The 21,420-nt window shown below is 35.4% G+C and carries 13 protein-coding genes and 1 riboswitch; of the genes, 8 read left to right on the forward strand and 5 right to left on the reverse strand.

Annotated elements, in window-relative coordinates; translation table 11 throughout:
• The first annotated feature begins 44 nt into the window (after positions 1–44).
• Positions 45–2,117, forward strand: coding sequence for a methionine--tRNA ligase (gene metG, locus Q0838_RS05000; protein WP_298952007.1), 2,073 nt, complete (start codon positions 45–47; stop codon positions 2,115–2,117).
• A 74-nt stretch (positions 2,118–2,191) separates the two neighbouring features.
• On the opposite strand, the gene Q0838_RS05005 is transcribed toward metG, so the two are convergent.
• Positions 2,192–2,887 carry a hypothetical protein gene (locus tag Q0838_RS05005; RefSeq protein ID WP_104513950.1) on the reverse strand — a complete coding sequence of 232 codons (696 nt, stop codon included), beginning with the start codon at positions 2,885–2,887 and terminating at the stop codon, positions 2,192–2,194.
• Positions 2,888–3,072: 185 nt separating this feature from the next.
• Between Q0838_RS05005 and Q0838_RS05010 the strand changes: the two genes are divergently transcribed.
• Positions 3,073–4,509, forward strand: coding sequence for a hypothetical protein (locus tag Q0838_RS05010; protein ID WP_298952010.1), 1,437 nt, complete (start codon positions 3,073–3,075; stop codon positions 4,507–4,509).
• An 83-nt stretch (positions 4,510–4,592) separates the two neighbouring features.
• Positions 4,593–4,686: riboswitch (TPP riboswitch) on the forward strand.
• Positions 4,687–4,817: 131 nt separating this feature from the next.
• The gene (locus Q0838_RS05015) at positions 4,818–7,070 is read left to right on the forward strand and encodes a TonB-dependent receptor (protein ID WP_298952012.1); all 2,253 of its coding nucleotides are present in this window, start codon (positions 4,818–4,820) and stop codon (positions 7,068–7,070) included.
• A 91-nt stretch (positions 7,071–7,161) separates the two neighbouring features.
• On the opposite strand, the gene Q0838_RS05020 is transcribed toward Q0838_RS05015, so the two are convergent.
• A complete protein-coding gene (locus tag Q0838_RS05020) occupies positions 7,162–7,596 on the reverse strand; it encodes a hypothetical protein (RefSeq protein WP_298952013.1) in 435 nt (144 codons plus the stop codon).
• 188 nt (positions 7,597–7,784) lie between these two features.
• On the opposite strand from Q0838_RS05020, the gene greA reads away from it, so the two are divergent.
• Together greA and Q0838_RS05030 are read left to right on the forward strand one after the other, a co-directional pair.
• Complete coding sequence (greA, locus tag Q0838_RS05025; RefSeq protein WP_104513946.1) at positions 7,785–8,261, forward strand: transcription elongation factor GreA; 477 nt, start codon at positions 7,785–7,787, stop codon at positions 8,259–8,261.
• Positions 8,261–8,656 (forward strand): HIT family protein, encoded by a 396-nt coding sequence (locus Q0838_RS05030; protein ID WP_298952034.1) that lies wholly within the window; start codon positions 8,261–8,263, stop codon positions 8,654–8,656. Before greA ends, Q0838_RS05030 begins: the two co-directional genes overlap by 1 nt.
• Positions 8,657–8,899: 243 nt before the next feature.
• Here Q0838_RS05030 and Q0838_RS05035 read toward each other — a convergent pair whose 3' ends face one another.
• Positions 8,900–9,349, reverse strand: a complete 450-nt coding sequence (locus Q0838_RS05035) for a nucleoside deaminase (RefSeq protein WP_298952019.1) — start codon at positions 9,347–9,349, stop codon at positions 8,900–8,902.
• 1,775 nt (positions 9,350–11,124) lie between these two features.
• On the opposite strand from Q0838_RS05035, the gene Q0838_RS05040 reads away from it, so the two are divergent.
• Complete coding sequence (locus Q0838_RS05040) at positions 11,125–12,888, forward strand: 1-deoxy-D-xylulose-5-phosphate synthase (protein WP_298952021.1); 1,764 nt, start codon at positions 11,125–11,127, stop codon at positions 12,886–12,888.
• On the opposite strand, the gene Q0838_RS05045 is transcribed toward Q0838_RS05040, so the two are convergent.
• Together Q0838_RS05045 and dgt are read right to left on the reverse strand one after the other, a co-directional pair.
• Entirely contained in the window at positions 12,889–15,705 is a 2,817-nt protein-coding gene (locus tag Q0838_RS05045) for a T9SS type A sorting domain-containing protein (RefSeq protein ID WP_298952023.1), read from the reverse strand.
• Positions 15,706–15,754: 49 nt separating this feature from the next.
• A complete protein-coding gene (gene dgt / locus Q0838_RS05050; RefSeq protein ID WP_298952025.1) occupies positions 15,755–17,086 on the reverse strand; it encodes a dGTP triphosphohydrolase in 1,332 nt (443 codons plus the stop codon).
• A gap of 158 nt (positions 17,087–17,244) precedes the next feature.
• On the opposite strand from dgt, the gene Q0838_RS05055 reads away from it, so the two are divergent.
• Both Q0838_RS05055 and Q0838_RS05060 read left to right on the forward strand, forming a co-directional pair.
• Positions 17,245–19,974 (forward strand): TonB-dependent receptor, encoded by a 2,730-nt coding sequence (locus Q0838_RS05055; RefSeq protein WP_298952026.1) that lies wholly within the window; start codon positions 17,245–17,247, stop codon positions 19,972–19,974.
• A gap of 89 nt (positions 19,975–20,063) precedes the next feature.
• Positions 20,064–21,224: a hypothetical protein gene (locus tag Q0838_RS05060; RefSeq protein WP_298952028.1), complete on the forward strand. Its 1,161-nt coding sequence runs from the start codon at positions 20,064–20,066 to the stop codon at positions 21,222–21,224.
• Positions 21,225–21,420 lie beyond the last annotated feature (196 nt).

Raw genomic sequence — 21,420 nt, forward strand, 5'->3', positions numbered from 1 at the left:
AAGAGGTATCAATGTCGTAAATTTGCAGCTTTCAAAAGAATTTCATGAGCGATCAAAAACGTTTTACGATTACGGCAGCATTGCCTTATACTAATGGACCAGTACACATAGGTCACCTAGCTGGTGTATATGTCCCGGCAGATATTTATGCACGTTACCAACGTATGAAGGGTAGCGACGTCGCATTTATTTGTGGTAGTGATGAGCATGGTGTGCCTATTACCATCAAGGCAAAGAAAGAAGGGATTACACCTCAAGAATTGGTAAATCGTTATCACAAGATCATAGGAGATTCTTTTAAGGAATTCGGTATTTCTTTTGATAATTATAGCCGTACCAGTGCGCCAGTTCATCATGAAACGGCTAGCGCATTTTTTACCAAATTATATAATGATGGTAAATTTATTGAACAAGTAACAGAACAGTTATACGATCCAGAAGCAGACCAGTTTTTGGCAGATCGTTTTGTAGTAGGTACCTGTCCTAAATGTGGTAATACAGAATCTTATGGAGATCAATGTGAGAAATGTGGTACTTCTCATAACGGTACAGATTTAATAGATCCTAAAAGTGCCATAACAGGAAATACACCAGAATTAAAAGAGACTAAACACTGGTTTTTACCACTAGATGAGTACAGCGACTGGTTAAATGAGTGGATCGTAGAGGGACATTCTAAGGACTGGAAAGCAAACGTACTAGGTCAGGTTAAAAGCTGGATTACAGACGGGCTGCACCCACGTGCAGTGACTCGTGATCTGGATTGGGGTATCCCAGTTCCAGTAAATGGAGCAGATGGAAAGGTGCTTTATGTATGGTTCGACGCACCGATAGGATATATCTCTGCAACTAAAGATTGGGCGGCTAGAGAAGGTAAAAATTGGGAAGATTATTGGAAAAATGAGGATACTTCTCTACTTCATTTTATAGGTAAGGATAACATTGTTTTTCACTGTATTATTTTTCCTGCGATGTTAAAAGCTCATGGTGATTTTATATTGCCAGAAAATGTACCTGCAAACGAATTTCTAAATCTAGAAGACGATAAAATATCTACTTCTAGAAACTGGGCAGTATGGTTGCATGAATACCTAGCAGATTTCCCTGGGCAACAAGATGTATTGCGTTATGTGTTAACGGCCAATGCTCCTGAAACAAAGGATAATAATTTTACTTGGAAAGATTTTCAAGCGAGAAATAATAATGAACTGGTAGCTAACTTAGGAAACTTTGTAAACCGTGTTATTGTACTTACTAATAAGTATTACGACGGTATAGTCCCAGAAACGTCAAATCTTACAGAGCGTGATCAAAAAGTTCTAGATCAGATTAAGACATTCCCTAAATCTATAGGTGATAGTCTAGATCGTTACCGTTTTAGAGAGGCGTTACAGGAATTGATGAACTTATCCAGTATAGGTAATAAGTACATTGCCGAAGAAGGTCTTGAGCCATGGAAACTAGCAAAGACAGATCCAGAACAGGTAAAGAACATCATGTATGTATGTATACAAATAACGACGGCGCTTGCTGTATTAAGCGAGCCGTTTTTACCACATACATCTGAGAAATTAAAAAATATTCTTGATTATAAAAGCGCATGCGATGCGCAGCCTGCGGCTCTTAATTCATGGAATGAATTAATTACGCTACCATCAGGACATGAAATCAACAAATCAGAATTGCTTTTTTCTAAAATAGAAGACGAGCAGATACAAGCACAACTAGATAAATTAGAAGCTACAAAAACTGCAAATGCTGCAGAAAAATTAACTCTCATGCCACAAAAAGACGAAACTAATTACGACGATTTCATGAAAATGGACCTGCGAGTAGGAGAGATTCTTACTGCAGAAAAAATGCCTAAAGCAGACAAGCTTATGGTCATGACAGTAGATACGGGAATAGATAAAAGAACCATCGTTTCTGGAATCGCACAACACTATACTGCCGAAGAATTAGTAGGTCGCAAAGTAACGGTTTTAGTAAACCTTGCACCTAGAAAACTAAGAGGTGTAGAATCTCAAGGAATGATTTTACTAGCCGAAGATCCTGATGGAAAACTAGTTTTTGTAAATCCAGATGATGCTAGTGTGAATGGTGCGGTTATAGCGTAGAAATTAAAATACATTATATCAAAAAGGGGCAGAATTAATTCTGCCCCTTTTTTAATATCTAAGATTTGAAATGGTTACTCAGGATATTTTACTTGCCAAATAGTTCCATCAACTTCGTCAAATCGAATTATTCCAAAGTCTTGATCATAGTAAAGGATATTAACATTTTGATCCAACAAGCCAAATTCTCTACTTGAAACAACATCTGTTGAGTTAGATTCTATTTTTATTACTTTGTTAAAGGTATGGTTAAGAATGTTCATTGTACCAATAGAATTGATTTCGTCATTGTTGGTTATAAAAATGTTTGCAGGGTCTTGTTCTTCTGGATTAGCATAGCCAGCATTTCTAACATTCCAAAGTGGAAAATTGAAAGCATTTCTAAATCTATTTCCTTGGGAAGTTAGAAAATATTGAACTTTAGTTCTATAACTGTATTTGGCAGTGTCATTTTCGATAATTTGTAGCCTTATAATTTGACTGTCATAAGTGTGTTTTAAAGAAGTTCCAAAAAATCCTGATTCATAAGAACCTCTAGGACAATTTCTCACCTCGTAAACCTCAAAATTTAATACTTCATTATCGTTACTACGATATTTAATAATCTGTCCTTCAAAATATTCAAATGAGATTCTTTTTTGCTCTTGCTCTGTTGTAAATTGATAAGTGGGATCAGTGAATTGACATTTTTCTACAACTTCATCTTCTTCACAGCTGCTAAGAATTATGAGCGCGCAAATAATTGAGAACGGTTTTATTAAATAATTCATTTTAAATCAGGTGTTTAAAAATTGGATTTCTAATCAAATATAACGATTTGACATTTGATTAATTATTTTTAACGGCTATTACATCACAAATCTACTTTTCGTAAGAGTACTTATCATTATTAATAGGAATAATTTCTACATATCATTAATCTTCATATATTTAGCCTAACCAAACCTACTGTCCAATGAAAACAACCATCCAACTATTGTTAGCTTTTGTCATTTTAACCAGTTTTATAAAGCCAGATCGCAATACGGCAAATGGTTTTAAAATAGACCAGAACTATAAAGTACAAGGAACTTTTTCTGGAAATACTCAAGGTGAGGACAGCTTTCATTTTATAATAGCAAAAAATAAAAAAGAGAAAAACTACAATATCTTACCTTTTCAATTTAAGAATGAAGAGGTTGTGAAAATGGATCCTATCACTTTTAAAGAGCAGCCTAATGTGTTGTCATTTCATAATAATGGAGATCAATTATCTGTAGTTACTTCTTATAATGAAGGTAAATCTAGAAAGTTTCAGGTGGTAGATGTAAACCTTAAAGATCACACTGTTAAAAAATCTGAGGCTCTAGATGGTGAGAATTATAAAACCACGGTTAGAGAAAAAGATCAAAATTTTCTGGTCTTTTCAGAGAAAGAGTCGCTTAAAATAGTGGCTGTTAAAAATGCTAGCGATGTAAAAGATATCACTATAGAAGCTACGGCTGCTAATAAAGATTTTTTAAAAGCGCTTTCTAAAAATAATCTTGATGCAATAAGTAGTCAAGATTTTGTAGAAAATGGTTCTATAAACGATTTTAGAATCTATAGTGATCAAGGCACGATTACCATTACACAAGAAAATACTAAAGAAGGTACTACAAATGTGGCGCAAATAGACACCAGTGATTCTTCAAATACAGAATTAAAGGTGACTAACTTTAAAAGTAATGACAGTGGAGAAGGTAAGTTGAAGAAAAGTACTTCTTACGTTTCAGATAATAAGTTGTTCCAGATGAATCTTAAAAAAGATGCTGCTACTCTAGATATTCACAATCTAGATGATAAAAGTAACAAGCAACTTAACCTATTGAGTGGTGATGTGGTAAGTGCAGCTTCTAGTAAAGCAGCCGCAAATAGCTTTCTTAAAAATGCTACCAAAGGTAAGAACCAACCTACCGTTACAGTTAATGAGGCACGAGATGGTGCGTTAAAACTGAGAGTTGATTATGTAAATAAGAAGTTATATAGTTACAATTATAACTGGTGGTGGCACCATCACTGGATGATGCAAAACCAAATGTGGATCATGCAACAACAGCAAAACAGAATGATGTTACAAAACAGCCTGCCGCGTTTTGGGCCAGATGTGTCTGACGCATACCCTATTTATACGGTAAAAGAAAAGGCAGATTCATTTTTTGAAATAGGTCTTCATGCTAATGGATCTATCATGCCGGCTAGTGATGTGACTACTATTCATAAAAACATAGATAAGAAATCTTACATCGATGATATAGATAATAACAAGAAGTTAAAACACTCGTCTACCGTTTTTACTGCAACTACATTTAGATACATTTCTTACAACAAGAAAACAAAAAGCTTTTTAATACATAGTAAGTCGTTGAAATAAAATAGATTAAAATAATTTTTGAACTAGGTTTAAAATTATTTTTGATTTTGATTTTCTTTTTCAATTTCAGTCGTACTTTTGCCGCCTGTCTCAAGGGGTGCTTTTTAAATAAGGCTGAGATAATACCCAAGGAACCTGGGCGAGTAATGTCGCTAAGGGAAAAGATGTAAGTTAGTTGATGTGTGTGTTATAATTTCGCTTTCGCGAAAGCGTGCATAGTTTCTTTCTTTATCAAGAGAATCCTTCAAACATTTTATTTTAATTAAACCGAATAAATGCCCCTTTTATTTGAACTTAAAAAAGTTCTTATGAAACATTTATCCCGCGTTTTAATTGCAGCTGCACTGGCAACAACCAGTCTTGCAATGGCGCAAAACACACAAGTCAAAGACTCTACAAACGCTGAAAAACTAGACGAAGTTCTAGTAAAAGCAGTACGAGTAAATGCAAAATCACCTATTACGCACAGCAACCTTTCTAAAGAAGAAATTGCCAAACGCAATCTAGGGCAGGACATCCCGCAGTTGCTTAATTTTTTACCTTCGGTAGTCACAACTAGTGATGCTGGTGCAGGAATAGGATATACCGGTTTAAGAATACGTGGTGTAAGCTCGCAATCTACTAATGTTACTATAAATGGAATCCCATATTCTGATGCAGAGTCGTTAGGAACTTTCTGGGTGAATTTAGGAGATTTTGCATCTTCTGTAGAAAACTTACAAGTGCAACGTGGTGTAGGTACGAGTACAAATGGTAGTGGAGCATTCGGTGCGAGTATTAATATACTTACCGACGGTTTTTCTCAAGAGGCTAGTGGAGAAATTTCTAATAGTTTCGGTAGTTTTAATAGTAGAAAACATACTGTAAAGTTTTCTACAGGTTTGATGAATGACCACTTTGAGATTGCTGGTAGATTATCTAATATTGAGTCAGACGGTTATATAGATCGCGCTTCTACAAGTCTTAAGTCTTACTTTTTACAAGGTTCTTATGTAGATGATAATACCTTAATTAAAGCGGTTACCTTCGGTGGTAATAATGTGACCTATCAATCGTGGTTCGGTTTTGATCCTGGGACTATTGCAGCCATAGGTCAAAACCCAAATCTGAATGAAAATAGACAATTTAACATAGGTGGAATCCAGTTTGATAATGATGGTAACAGAACAGGTTTTTATGATAATCAGGTAGATAATTATCGACAAGATCATTACCAGTTGCACTGGAATGAACGTATAAATGGAAACTGGTCTACAAACATAGGTTTGAATTATACTTATGGGCGTGGTTATTTCGAAGAATATATAGATGATTATTATTATTCTAACATTTTATTTTCTGGTGACTCTAGATTTGATTTTTTAGGCTTGGATCCTATAAATGTTGACGGTGAGACTATAGAAAGTATGGATTACATAAGACGTAGATGGTTGGATAATGACTATTATGTTTTAAATGCTAGTGCTAACTATAAAGCAAACGACATTGATTTGATCTTCGGAACGTCTTTAAGTCATTATGATGGAGATCACTTTGGAGAGGTGATTTGGGCTGAGTACGCCTCAGAATTACCGTTGGGTAGTCGCTATTATGAAGGTAACGGAAGAAAAAACGATTTTTCTGTATTCTCTAAAGCTACTTATAAAGTAAACGATCGCGTGCAGTTGTATGGAGATCTACAAGTAAGAAATGTAAATTATAAGACATCTGGTATCAACTCAGATCTATCATTGTTTCTAGTAGATAAAAACTTTACGTTCTTTAATCCTAAAGCTGGACTTACATATAAATTTAATGAAGATAACGACTTCTATGTTTCTTATGCTCGTGCTAATAGAGAGCCTAATAGAAATGACTTTGAAAGTAATCCAGACATACGACCAGAAGAATTAAATGATTTTGAATTAGGATGGCGTCATAAAAAAGGAAACTTTTCTTTTAATGCAAATTCCTATTTAATGCTGTACAATGAGCAATTAGTGTTAAGCGGTGAAATTAATGATGTAGGTGCTCCTTTAAGAACAAATAGTGGAGAGAGTTTCCGTTTAGGTCTAGAACTGGAAGCCGTTATTCCTGTAACTAAGCAATTTACTATACAGCCTAATCTTGCTTTAAGCATCAACAAGAATGTAGAGACCATACGCGATTTTGATGGAGCTTTACAAAACCTAGTAAGTACAGATATAGCATTCTCTCCTAATGTAGTGGCAGCAAATGCCCTGGTGTATCAACCAGTGAAAAACCTGCAGTTTTCTTTATTAAGTAAATTTGTAGGAGAACAATTCATGAGTAATACAGAGGCAGACTTATCTAAGTTAGACAGCTTTTTTACTAACGACATCAATGTAACTTATACTATAGAGCCTAAATCTGTTTTCCAGAGCATTACGTTTACCGGTTTAGTGAACAACATCTTTAATGAGAAGTTTGTTTCTAACGGTTATTACTTCACCTTTGATGACGATTTTACAAATCCAGGAACTATCTCAACGGTAGAAGGAGCAGGATTTTATCCTCAGGCAGGAACTAATTTCCTATTAGGCGCGACGCTTATTTTTTAAAACATAAAATCAACAAGCGCCATTAAGAATAAATAGATATTTACATTTATTCTTAATGGTCTTGTTTTATAAATCACTTTTATGGTGTTAATTAATTAGATATTCTAATAATCGCACCATTTCTTTCTACACGATAGGCTTTTAGGCCATACTGTCCGTCACCTTCTATAGGCTGGCCGGTTAGAATATCATATTTGTTAATATCATCTGGGCATGGGCAGGATGCTTCTATACCGTTTATCTCGAGTGTTGAGCAACTGTTAGGCGAGTGATTAGGATCGCTTAATTCATAAGCCACATATTGCGAGTTATTAAAATTATAAACCACCGCACCGCGCAAACCTACGTTAGGAATGATCACAAAATTGCCAGGGAAATTAAGATTACTATATTGAGGTAAATTAGTATTAAGGTCCATCTGGAATCCTAGATCTACTAGAAATGGGTTGTTATTGCGGCTGTCATCGCTCGTGCAAGCAAAAACGGTAAGCAATAAAGCGAGTATATAAGGGTGACGTAGGTTCATAAGAAATCAATTGGCTTCAAAAGTATAACGAACTGATTGATATTTATTATATTTGTTTGATAATCCCGCAGCAATGATGGGATTTTGTTATTTATAGACACCTAGTCATGATGTAAGCAGTGAGGCTGGTGGTTATATCGCTTTCGCGAAAGCGGAACACAAACAACAACACTTAAAATTGAAAAGACATGAGTAACGTATCATATTATACAGAAGAAGGATTAAAAAAATTAAAGGACGAGTTAAAGCAACTCAAAGATGTGGAGCGTCCTGCAGCGTCGCAAGCCATAGCAGAGGCTCGTGATAAAGGAGATTTAAGTGAAAATGCAGAGTATGACGCGGCAAAGGAAGCTCAAGGAATGCTCGAAATGCGCATCTCACAATTAGATGCTATAGTGAGTAATGCACGTATAATCGATGAGGACACGCTAGATCTTTCTAAGGTTTTAATTCATAGTACGGTTAAAATTAAAAACTTAAATAATAAAATGACCATGAATTACAAGCTAGTCGCACAAAGTGAGGCAGACGTAACTAAAGGTCACATATCTGTAGAGTCTCCTATAGGTAAGGCATTATTAGGTAAAGAAGTAGGCGAGGTGGCAGAGGCTGTTGTACCAGTAGGAACGATTAAGTTAGAAATCATGGAAATTACAAGAGACTAATTATGAGTGTTTTTACAAAAATTATTACTGGAGAAATACCTAGCTATAAAGTAGCAGAAAATGATGATTTTATCGCTTTTCTAGACATCAACCCTAATGCGCCAGGTCATACACTTTGTGTTCCTAAAAAAGAAGTGAATAAAATCTTTGATCTAGATAGTGAGACTTACTTTGATCTTATGGATTTTTCTAGAGAAGTAGCTCTTGCATTAAGAGAAGAGGTTACTTGCGAGCGTATAGGCATGTCTGTAATCGGGCTAGAAGTACCACATGTACATGTGCATTTAATACCATTACGTGATATGGAAGATATGCGTTTTAGTAACAAAGTGAGCTTAAGTAAAGAAGAAATGCAGGATATCGCAGACCGTGTGAAGGCGCGTTTTGATTCTTAAAATAGAGTAGGTCTAGGTTATAAACGATAAATTTGATTTATAAAATGGTAGAGACGATTAATGATTTTAGTTTAGGTTTATTTATAATGCAATTTTTAATCCTAGCGGTTATTGCTTGCTTTATCATAATCCCTCTATATCTCTTTTTACAATATAGAAAGAAGCAAGAACAGTAGTTTTTTATATACTTTATTGAAAAACGCCTTAGAAATAAGGCGTTTTTTGTGTGTTTAATGGAGTTTTCTAATTTAATCCTCGCTGTCTTATAAAGAAGTCCTTCATTAATTTTGCACAAGGTTCTTCTAGAATTCCAGATATTACTTTAGTTTTAGGGTGCAGTTGTGTTCCCATAGCTAGGTAGCCACGTTGCACATCACTAGCAGCAAAAACTACAGTACCTATTTGTGACCAGTATAAAGCACCGGCGCACATCTGGCAAGGTTCTAAGGTTACATAGAGCGTACAATCTTTTAAATATTTACCACCTATAAAGCTAGATGCCGCGGTTATGGCTTGCATCTCTGCATGAGCAGTCACGTCTGTAAGTGTTTCTGTGAGGTTATGACCTTTGGCTATGATTCTATTTTGCGCTACTATAACTGCGCCTACAGGAATTTCATTACGATCAAAAGCAGCCTCAGCCTCCTGTAGCGCTTTTCTCATAAAATACTCGTGGTCGAATGGTTCTATCATCGAGTAAAAATAAAGCTAAAAATAAAAGTAAAGGAAAATTATTGTCAGTTTGAGCGGTATTCGAAAACGCTATTAAAATCTCGGTAAGAGAAATACGTAAGATTTAACATGCAACTATTTGTGCTGGCATTGTTTAAATCAGTTTTTGATAATCGTTTTAGATAAATATCTAGCTTGATCGATGTCAGCTATGTTGGTTTTTATAATTTTAAAAATCAAAATCAAAATCAAAATCAAAATCAAAATCAAAATCAAAATCAAAATCAAAATCAAAATCAAAAGTAAAAAGAAAAACATTGTTAGTTTGAGCGGTATTCGAAAACGCTATTAAAATATCGGTAAAAGAAATACGTAAGATTTAACATGCCAACTATTTGTGTTGGCATTGTTTAAATCAGTTTTTGATAATCGTTTTAGATAAATATCTAGCTTGATCGACGTCGTCTAAACACTACAATAGAAGTACTTTGCATGTTGGTTTTTATAATTTCAAAATCAAAATCAAAAATAAAAGTAAAAGAAAAACATTGTTAGTTTGAGCGGTATTCGAAAACACTATTAAAATCTCGGTAAAAGAAATACGTAAGATTTAACATGCCAACTATTTGTGTTGGCATTGTTTAAATCAGTTTTTGATATTCGTTTTAGACAAATATCTAGCTTGATCGACGTCGTTTAAACATTTCATTAGGAGCACTTTGCATGTTGGTTTTTGTAATTTCAAAATCAAAATCAAAATCAAAAACAAAAACAAAAGTAAAAAGAAAAACATTGTCAGTTTGAGCGGTATTCGAAAACGCTATTAAAATATCGGTAAAAGAAATACGTAAGATTTAACATGCCAACTATTTGTGTTGGCATTGTTTAAATTAGTTTTTGATATTCGTTTTAGACAATTATCTAGCTTGATCGACGTCAGCTATGTTGGTTTTTATAATTTTAAAAATCAAAAGTAATAGTAAAAAGAAAAACATTGTTAGTTTGAACGATAGTCGAAAACGTTATTAAAATCTCGGTACGAGAAATACGTAAGATTTAACATGTAACTATTTGTGCTGGCATTGTTTAAATCAGTTTTTGATAATCGTTTTAGACAATTATCTAGCTTGATCGACGTCGTCTAAATATTTCATTAGAAGTACTTTGCATGTTAGTTTTTATCATTTCAAAATCAAAATCAAAATCAAAAATAAAAGTAAAGGAAAATTATTGTTAGTTTGAGCGGTATTCGAAAACGCTATTAAAATCTCGGTAAGAGAAATACGTAAGATTTAACATGTAACTATTTGTGATGGCATTGTTTAAATTAGTTTTTGATATTCGTTTTAGATAAATATCTAGCTTTATCGAAGTCGTTTTAACATTTCATTAGAAGCACTTTGCATGTTGGTTTTTATAATTTCAAAATCAAAAATAAAAGTAAAAGAAAAACATTGTTAGTTTGAGTGGTATTCGAAAACGCTATTAAAATCTCGGTAAGAGAAATACGTAAGATTTAACATGTAACTATTTGTGTTGGCATTGTTTAAATCTGGTCTTGATTCTTTTTTGCTATTTCTAAGCTCAGTTGATATTAACCAAAGATGCCAAGAAAAAAACGCAGCATGTTAGTTTCTAGACGTTGAATGATTTAATAAAACAGGAGACTTATCGCTTATTTTATGTAAAACTACTGTAGCTTATATCTCATATGATTAGAATGAGTTTTTTTGATTTTGTTTTTCAAAATTCATTTTCGAGTTCAGATTCAAGTTCATACGTCTTACCTTTGAAACATGGCTCCGACACTACTTTCTAAGATTAATTCTCCTGCTCATTTAAAGCAACTTCCTGAAGAGGATCTGGCTAGAGTTGCACAAGAATTAAGAGCTTTTATTATAGATGTAGTAGCTGCTAAAGAAGGACATTTGGGTGCAAGTCTAGGTGTGGTAGAGCTTACTATCGCTCTACACTATGTATTTAATACTCCAGACGACCAACTGGTTTGGGATGTAGGGCACCAGGCTTATGGACACAAGATTTTAACTGGTCGTAGAGACGTTTTTCATACCAATAGAGATCTAGGTGGGATATCTGGTTTTCCTAAAAGATCGGAGAGTGTTTACGATACCTTTGGGACAGGGCATAGTTCTACCTCTATAAGTGCCGCTCTAGGAATGGCTATGGCTAGTGCTTTAAAGAAAGAAGATAGAAAACACATTGCTATAGTAGGTGATGCGAGTATAGCTAGCGGTATGGCCTTTGAGGCTTTGAACCATGCTGGCGTCAGTGGAGCAGATGTGCTGGTTATTCTCAATGACAACGCGATAGGAATAGACCCTAGCGTAGGTGCGCTTAAAGAATACCTGACCAAAACTAAATCTGGTAAAGAGACAGGTAGTGATAATATCTTTGAATCACTACACTTAGATTATTCTGGACCTATAGACGGACATGATTTACCGCTGTTAATTAAAGAGCTAAAAAGACAAAAAAGCTTAAAAGGACCTAGACTTTTACATGTGAGAACGGTAAAAGGAAAAGGACTTAAACAGGCCGAAATAGACCAAGTGCGTTACCACGCGCCAGGGAAATTTGATAAAATCACAGGAGAATTAACACCTTGTGATACTAGTAAATTACCTCCTAAATTTCAAGACGTTTTTGGAATCACTCTATTAGAACTAGCAAAGAAAAATGATCGCATCGTAGGTATCACTCCAGCGATGCCTACTGGTAGTTCCATGAAAATTATGATGGAAGAATTGCCAGATCGTGCCTTTGACGTAGGTATTGCAGAGCAGCATGCGGTAACACTAGCCGCTGGAATGGTGACTCAAGAATTAGTACCTTTTTGTAACGTGTATTCCACCTTTTTACAGCGAGCTTATGATCAGGTAATTCATGATGTAGCGTTGCAAAAATTGCCGGTAATTTTCTGTCTAGATAGAGCAGGTATAGTCGGTAAAGATGGTGCGACACATCACGGTGTTTTTGACCTGGCTTATTTAAATTGTATACCAGACATAATTATCTCAGCACCTATGGATGCTGTAGAATTAAGAGATATGATGTTTACCGCTTCTCAAGGACTGGATTTACCTATCGCAATCAGGTACCCTCGTGGGCGTGGTAAAATTGTGGACTGGCAGCAACCTTTTACGCTTATGGAAATAGGTTCTTCTAGATTGCTATGTGATGGAAATTATATAGCCGTAATAAGCATAGGACCTATAGGAACTATGATTCAAGACATAATTAAGGAAGAGCAATTAAGTATTACTCATTTAGATATTAGGTTTTTGAAACCTATAGATACTAAGGCATTAGAATTGATTTTTAAAAATCACGATCACATTATTACCATTGAAGACGGTACGGTAGTAGGTGGACTAGGAAGTGTTGTTGGTGATCTCGCTTTCGCGAAAGCGTACCAAGGAAAAGTATATAAACTAGGTATTCCAGATTCATTCATGGAACACGGCCCCACTGCCGATTTGCATAAAATAGCAGGAATCGATAAGGAGGCCGTGTTGAAATTGATTAAAGAACTTCTTTAATTATTCAATTATAATTTTCTCTGTCTGCGTGTTGCCGTTAGAGCTAATTTTTACTAGGTAAAAGCCGCTTTTTAAATCGAGTTGTAACGCAGTTTCTACAGTGCTTAAATCGCTATTATTCATAAAAACTTGTTGTCCACTTAAGTTATAGATCTTAATATTTGTGTTTATAAGATCTTTACTAGAAGTGATGCTAATGTTTCCACTAGACACGGTAGGGTAGATTTTAATGCCTAGATCTGTTTTATCTACCGCACTTATACTAAGAGTATCAAATTTTCCAGTAAACATGCCACGCCCATGAGTAGTTGCTAGTATGGTGTTATCTGTAGTTCTTAAATCCAGGTCTACAACTTTTACGTTAGTCATACCATTTATAAGTGGTTGCCATGTTGGGCTAGCGCTGTTAAAATCACTGGTTGCATAGATTCCCATTTCAGTGCCTATGATAACCTCTCCTGGTAATAATGGATTAGGTAAAATAGTTTTTACAGGCATATCAGGTAAGTTACCTTCTTTGGCACTCCATGTTGCACCAGCATCATTTGTGTACCATATATTCTCAACTCCATAATTGTGCATGGTTACATAAATTTCTGACTCTGTCGCACCGAATTCTATATCTGACACACTACCTAAAAAGTTAGGTCCAGTGATATTAGTCCATATAGGATTTGTGGTATTTGCGTTGGTAACTTTTAGTACTAGAGAGAACTCTGTTCCGACCATTAAGGTAGAAGAACCTAATGTGTAGGGCGAGACTTTCATAGCTGTAGGTCTGTTACTAGAAATTAAACTGTTAGTAATGGTAGTGCATATCGATGTGTTACTTAATAACTCACAGGTATCGATACCATTTGTGCCATTAAAATTTCTAGAATTAGAGAAAAGGTAATTAAGATGGTGATCTAACTCTGCCACATTAATAAAATCACCATCTGCGTTTGCTCCTCCATCAGTACAATTTGATGTGGCGATGCAATAGGCAAAATTATAACTGGGATAGCGGACAAGTCTGTGGTTGTTAAATTGAGATGATATTACGGCATAATTATCATCGCTATCTATTGCTACATGACCACCATCGCCTCCTAGAGTTTCAATAAAGTTATTTGTTCCTGGTGTGGCATTGTTGATAACTAGCGTTCCATTATCTTGTGCACCTCCTACTAGGTTATCTCCATTAGAAAAATCAGAATCGATACTACCGTAGTAAAATTGAGTCACGTTATAACCATTATTTCTAGTGGATATAGAATTACTGTTTAAAGATGCGTTATTAAGGCTGGAGGCCCAAGAGACGCCACCGTCACTACCTATAAGAGCCTGATTAGAATCTGTAGGATGGAAACTTAATGCATGAATGTCTGCATGTACAAACGGTGCGTTAATAGATTGCAATCCGTTTGCATTGATCCATTTTGATATTTGAGACCAAGAGTTACCACCGTCGGTAGATCTAAAACTGTCTATTCCTCCTGCATAAACGATTTGATCGTTAAAAGGATCTACTTCTATGACAAGATTGTAAAATGCCTGTCCTCTAGCAAAATCGGTAGCAGGTATAGAGTTGTCAGCATCATTAGGTTCATTAATAGCTACGGTAGTTAATAAACCGTCATTACTAACAAATAGATCTGCAGCGCTGCCTTGTTGTATGGCTACATAAAATAAATTAGGATTTGTTTTAGAGGCCGCGATTTGAACACGATTACCACCGCTTATAGAGCTTTGTAATGTCCAGTTTATACCGTCAGTAGATTTATAAAAACGACCACCGCCTGTGTTCGTGCCAGGTACAGATATTGTACCCATGTAAAGACTGTTATCTGCTGCTATTTCAAAATCATTAGGAGCGACATAAAAAGTCTGACCAGCAAAGAAATATGCCATGGACGTATTCTCTATTCTCGACCAGTTTGCACCACTGTCAACACTGCGGTAAAGCCCAGCGTTTTGTGCTCCTAATACATTTACTGGGTTCGAAATATTGAAGTTAGGGGTTACATAATTAGTAGATCCTACTCCTACATACACCTCACTAGTGCCGTTGTTGTTTCTTACTATTATATCGTTAATAAAAAATATACCGGCAGTGAATAAATCTGCCTGTGTGCTGCCTATAGTTCCCTGTCCTGCAGGCGTAATATTTACGTTAGTCCATGTGGCGCCACCATCGGTAGTTTTATAAAGTCCATTACCTACTGCAGCACCTGAAACATGTTGCTCACCAGTACCTATATAGAATGTCATAGGATCGTTAGGGTCTATAGCATGAGCGCTTACGTTTAAGTTTGCAGCCAGTCCAGGCAGTATATTCCATGTAGAGTTAGGAGATGTAATGTCATTATTAACCCATAAACCACCACCTACACCACCGGCAAAAACACGGTTGTAATCTATACCATCACCATTATTAACACCTACATCGTTGGGGTCGTAAAAAACCACTCTAGTTCTACCACCTATATTAGACGGACCTCTTTCTTCCCATGCTCTAGCTGTAGATCCAGGCGCGCTCTTAGTAAAACTAGCAGCAATAGTTTCTACTTTGTATGGTGTAGGAATTCCTATAGTAGGATTCATACTTAATTCCCATATACGCTCATTATACGCATTAGGCGGTATAGAAAGAGCTTTGCGCTCTTCTCTAGAAAGTTTTATAGTCTCTTTATAAGGGCTGTTATTTACGTACCGCTTGTGTAGATCTCTTGCTTTTTGAATAGAAATGATAGGCTCTGTTTTACTTAAAAAGTAATAAGAGCTAACTGCTGTAATACATATAGCTATACTAGTTAAAAGTATTTTTTTATTCATAGTTACGTAATTAAAGAATTAAAGATAAGGTATTTAAAAATAGATTCCTCTAGATGTTACCATTAATAATGTTGAAAAGAGCTATCGATTTACTGTCGGTTAATGATGCTACGTAGCCACAAACATCTAATATACGTTCATAATTTGTGGTTCCATTTAACCTTAGTCCTTTACATGATTTTAAAATCAGTTTATCATAAGAGTCCTCTGTATTATTCAGGTTATTTATACTAGCATTAACGGCAGCGTGCAGAATGTCTTGTAATATCTTATAACCAGCTACTTCTTTTTGAATGACCTCTTCATTGTTATAAACCTTATCAATAGTAATGGCTAGTATGTCGTCTATTTGTGCTTTGTACGAGGATTTATCAGTAAGCGCACGTGAAAAAGTACCGTTGAGTATGGCCTTTTCATTTTTCATAAAAACCGATATACAGTCGGTAATTAGATTATTAATCGCTAGAGACCTTAGATAGGATAGCCTTTCTGAAGTCGTAGAGAGCTGAGTGTAAATATCTGTTCTTATAGTATCTTTTACTAGTTTTATTAATTGCTCTAGCGCATGGTCTTCACTTATCCAGCCTAGATTGATACCGTCTTCAAAATCGATTATCGTATAACAAATATCATCTGCAGCTTCTACTAGGTAAGTAAGTGGGTGGCGGTAATGAGACTCTTCACTATCGGTATTGTTGAGCAGACCTAGCTCGTTAACCACATCATTAAAATGATCAACATCTGCCTGAAAGATGCCGTATTTTTTCTGAGAAATATGCTTAGTAGGTCTGTATGGTAAGGATTCTTTAGGATATTTAATAAAAGCACCTAAGGTAGCATATGATAACCTCAAGCCTCCGGCAGTTCCTGGGCTATCGAGATTTAATAAACGATATCCATTTGCATTTCCCTCGTAGGAAAGTAGGTCTTGTTGTTGCTTTCGCGAAAGCGTACTTATCATCCTTGCTCCTCGATCAGTTTTAAAATAACTGCCTATAGCCTTCTCACCACTATGTCCGAATGGTGGGTTACCTATATCGTGCGCTAGTGCGGCTGCGGCTACTATCGCTCCAAAATCCTGTAGTTTATAACCAGATGCTACTAAGTCTGGATGCTTTTCTAGAATAAGTTTTCCTGCCATTCTACCTAGAGAGCGCCCTACAACGCTTACTTCAAGACTATGAGTTAGTCTAGTGTGCACAAAACCTGTCTGACTTAAAGGGATGACTTGGGTTTTATCCTGTAGTGACCTGAAGTGTTGTGAGAATATAACACGGTCATAATCTACCTCAAAGCCTAGTCTTAACTCATCTTGTTTTGCTCGAGGTCTAGGATGTGAATCGCCATATCTCTTTAATGATAATAATTGCTGCCAGTTCATTTAAAAGGAAATTTTGTGCAAGATAAGAATCATTTTAAGGTATGATTAAGTTACTTAGAATTTACTGTTTCTTAACAAAGCTAATAAGTGACTTAATATTATAGTAACCTAGTCAAGTGTATTTAGTTTGTTTTTTTGCAAAATATAATTCACACATAATGAAGAAGTTATTTTTTATTTTTATTTTATTCCTAAGTGCTTTTGCGACAGCGCAAAGCGGTAAGGTTTCAGGATTAATTACCGATAAAGATTTTGACAATGAATCAGTAGCATTTGCGTCTATACAACTTAAGGGTACATCTCTAGGTGCACAGTCAGATATGGATGGTTACTATTCTATAGTAGCACCTGCAGGCACGTACACATTAGTTGTGACATTTGTAGGAATGCAAACAGTAGAGATTACTGATGTGAAAATAGTAAGTGGTTCTATAACAAAGGTAGATGTGCCTATGACTGCCGAGGCTGCTACACTAGGGACGATAGAAATTATTGCGACTAAAAGTAGAGAAAGTCAGGAAGCGTTAATTCAAGAAAAAAAGAATGCAGTAACTATAGTGCAATCTATAGGTGCTGAGGAGCTTTCTCAAAAAGGGGTAAGCGATGCAGAAGGTGCTGTTACTAAGGTAAGTGGTATATCTAAGCAAGCTGGCGTGAAAAACGTTTTTGTACGTGGATTAGGTGATCGTTATAACTCTACGACCCTTAATGGATTGCCATTACCGTCTGATGATCCAGAATATAAAAATATCTCTTTAGACTTTTTTGGTTCAGATCTTTTAGAAAGTGTAGATATAAACAAGGTTTTTACTTCTGGTATCACTGGAGATAATGCTGGTGCAAACATTAATATAGACCTTAAAGGATTAAAAGGGAGAAGCGCTCTTGAAGTAGGTCTTTCTTCTGGAGTGAATACTCAGACTATAGGAGAAGATTTTAAAGGAATAGATGGAGAGGGTTTCTTCGGTTTTAGTGATGCAGATTTACCTGTAAATAACTTGAGATTGTATTCTTTTGAGAATCAACTAGCGCCTAATGTTAGTTCTACTAGTCCTAATGTAGGTTTTTCTATCGCTGGTGGTAAAAGAATCGATATTGGTGATAATTACTTGAACGTATATGGTTTATTGACATTTGATAATGGATATAAATTTGCTGAGCGCCAGGTGCAAAACACAACTAGTAATGGTACTTTATATTTTGATGTAGAAGGAGAGAAGTATGATTATGAAACTTCTCAAATTGCAATGGCAGATCTTGATTACCGTTTTGGTAAAAACAACATAGAATTCATATCTAGTTATATTCACAAGAACTCGCAAAGTTTTCAAGAGTATGAAGGTGTAAATAATCCAGAACAAGAAGGTGATAGAGTATTTGTAAGAAGACAACAAACTAATAATAATAACCTTTATGTAAATCAATTACTATCTCATTTTGAGCTTTCTGATAGAATAGATCTAGATGTAAAAGCTTCTTTTAATGCGATAAGAGGTAGTGAGCCAGACAGACGTAGTTTTGAGTACTTATTAAGAGATGGTTTTTATTCTCCAAACATTGACTCTGGTGGTAATAATCAAAGGTATTTTAGTGAAGTACAAGAAAACGATTATAACGGTATCGCAAACTTAAAATACAACTTTAATACTAGTGAAGAAGATGAAAGAGCGCACTACATTACATTAGGAGCTGAGTACAGAACAACCCATCACGTTTTTAAAGCCACTACTTTTAACCATACTTTTGATACAAGAATAGCTGTAGATATTAATGATACAGACGCTATTTATAATCAGCAATCTATTAACGCAGGAAACTTCAGACTAGAGACGGGACGTGGTAGTGCACTTAATCCTAATGCATTTGATCCATTTTATTACATAGGTGATAAAACAACTATCGCAGGTCAGGTAAACTATGTAAAAGCATTTTCTGATAAATTCTTAATTAACGTAGGTGGTAGATTTGAAAATATAGATCAAGAAGTAGAGTTTAATACAAACATAGCACGTAGTTCTATAGATGGTGTTTCTACTATTAAAGAATCATTTTTCTTACCTAGTTTAGGTATGAAGTTTAATATTAATGAAGATAACATTATAAGATTAGGAGCAAGTCAGACTTATATGTTACCTCGTTTTAAGGAAATCGCACCTTTTAGATATGACGGTGTACAGTTCTCTATACAGGGTAATCCTGATCTTGAGTTCTCTGATATTTATAACTTCGATCTGGCTTATGAATATTATCCTACTAAAGGAGAGTTGATCTCTATAACTGGATTCTATAAGAATATTTCAAATCCAGTTTCAAGAGTTGAGATTCCTAGTGCAGGTAGTACGCTTACTTACTTAAATGTAGGAGATAATGCAACGGTATTAGGAGCAGAATTTGAAATAAGAAAAAACCTATTTGTAAGAGAAATGCCGGATACTGGTTTAGAAATAGATCGTGAATCAAAATTAGCTGCTGGTTTTAACGCATCTTATATATACAGCAAACAAGACCTAGAAGATCCACTGGCACAATTTAGTGAAGACTCTACAGAGCTTCAAGGAGCTGCGCCTATTTTATTAAATTTTGATGTTAACTACAACACTTTTATAGGTAAGAGTAATGTGAATGCTGCGGTAGTATTTAACTACTTCAGTGAGCGTGTATTCTCTGTAGGAACACGTGGATTTGAAAATATAAAAGAAGTAGGTGTGCCTACATTAGATCTAATAGGTTCCATAGGAGTAGGAAAAAATGGTAAGTTTTCTTTAAAAGCAAAAAACCTTCTTAACCCAGATATAAAGCTAGAAAGAGACGGATCTGATAACAACGTAGTGTTAAGTAATTATAAACGCGGTGTTGATATTAGTCTAGGATATAGCTATAAATTTTAAAGTTTCGTAAAGTTTAGATAACCTTAATCGCCTTATTACAATAGTATGTTTGCAGCAACAAACGAATTTAAAAATTTAAACTCAAAACGATGAAAAAATTAATTCTATCTGCTCTTGCAATTGCTGCTTTAACATTCACTGCATGTGAAACTGATGACGATGTGGCTGGACCAGCAACTGGTGGTGACGATTCTAACCTAATAGGTAACATTACAGAAAGTAGAACACTTGACTCAAATGTAGCTTATGTACTTAGTGGTCCTGTTTTTGTAAAAGATGGTGCGACATTAACTATTCCTGCAGGAACAACTATTACTGCAAACGCTGGTGGTACTGATGTTTATCTTCTTGTTGAAAGAGGTGGTCGTATAGTAGCAGACGGTTCTCCTTCAGCTCCTATTAGATTTACTTCTACTTCACGAACTCCTGCTGCTTGGGGTGGTGTAATTATTAACGGTAATGCATTTATATCTGGTCAGAACGCACAAGGACAGAATGAAGCTGGTACTGAAGTAAACGCTGGTATCCTTTTCGGTGGTAATAATGATACAGAAAATTCTGGTATACTAGATCACGTAATTATAGAGTATACTGGTGCTCGTATCGATGGTGATGCAGAGCATAACGGTCTTACTCTTAACGGTGTTGGTTCTGGAACAACTCTTTCTAACATCTGGATCGCAAACGGTGATGATGATGCTATCGAGTTTTTCGGCGGATCTGTAAATGCCTCTAACATCTTTGTTTTAAATGCAAAAGATGACATGTTTGATGTGACACAGGGGTATAGAGGTACACTTACTAACCTTTACGGTGTTCGTGAGGCATCTTATGTAGCGGTAACTTCAGACCCAAGAGGTATTGAAGCAGATGGTAACCTAGATGGTAACTCTCCATCAGATAATACTCAATCTGACTTTACAGTTAATAACATTACTATTATCAACTCTGGTAATGCAGTAGAATTTTCTGACCTTATCAAGATACGTCGTGGTGCAACTGGTACAGTTAATAACGCGCTAGCAGGTACTTTTGGTACAGCAACTGCTTCTGACTTTATCGACTTTTATGATGATAAAGGAACAGCTACGGATGCAACTGTTGTAAATGCAACTGCAAACGGTACTGCAGATGGTACAGATAACAAGTTCTCTGGAACTAACGGTTCTACTACTGCTACAGCAACTGTAACAACGGCTAACACTGGTACTGATGCATCATTATTTGCTTGGACTGGTTATATTTTCTAGAACAATAAATAAATAATTTTTTACAAAGGCTGCTCTATCGAGTAGCCTTTTTTTGTTTGATGAGTTTTTTACATCTTTATTTTGAATTGCATCTTTTCTAAATAATACCAATTTAGTTTTTAAATGCCGCATAAAAAGCTTTTAGATAATGATGATTTCCTGTGATTGATTTTATAGTTTGATTGTCCATTTTTTT

The sequence above is a fragment of the uncultured Nonlabens sp. genome, from assembly GCF_947495285.1.
GTDB lineage: Bacteria > Bacteroidota > Bacteroidia > Flavobacteriales > Flavobacteriaceae > Nonlabens.

Coding starts and splice junctions, on each gene's coding strand:
- greA (WP_104513946.1), top strand. CDS start 7,785: ATGAGTAACGTATCATATTATACAGAAGAAGGATTAAAAAAATTAAAG.
- Q0838_RS05040 (WP_298952021.1), top strand. CDS start 11,125: ATGGCTCCGACACTACTTTCTAAGATTAATTCTCCTGCTCATTTAAAG.
- Q0838_RS05005 (WP_104513950.1), bottom strand. CDS start 2,887: ATGAATTATTTAATAAAACCGTTCTCAATTATTTGCGCGCTCATAATT.
- Q0838_RS05045 (WP_298952023.1), bottom strand. CDS start 15,705: ATGAATAAAAAAATACTTTTAACTAGTATAGCTATATGTATTACAGCA.
- metG (WP_298952007.1), top strand. CDS start 45: ATGAGCGATCAAAAACGTTTTACGATTACGGCAGCATTGCCTTATACT.
- Q0838_RS05010 (WP_298952010.1), top strand. CDS start 3,073: ATGAAAACAACCATCCAACTATTGTTAGCTTTTGTCATTTTAACCAGT.
- Q0838_RS05035 (WP_298952019.1), bottom strand. CDS start 9,349: ATGATAGAACCATTCGACCACGAGTATTTTATGAGAAAAGCGCTACAG.
- Q0838_RS05020 (WP_298952013.1), bottom strand. CDS start 7,596: ATGAACCTACGTCACCCTTATATACTCGCTTTATTGCTTACCGTTTTT.
- dgt (WP_298952025.1), bottom strand. CDS start 17,086: ATGAACTGGCAGCAATTATTATCATTAAAGAGATATGGCGATTCACAT.
- Q0838_RS05055 (WP_298952026.1), top strand. CDS start 17,245: ATGAAGAAGTTATTTTTTATTTTTATTTTATTCCTAAGTGCTTTTGCG.
- Q0838_RS05060 (WP_298952028.1), top strand. CDS start 20,064: ATGAAAAAATTAATTCTATCTGCTCTTGCAATTGCTGCTTTAACATTC.
- Q0838_RS05015 (WP_298952012.1), top strand. CDS start 4,818: ATGAAACATTTATCCCGCGTTTTAATTGCAGCTGCACTGGCAACAACC.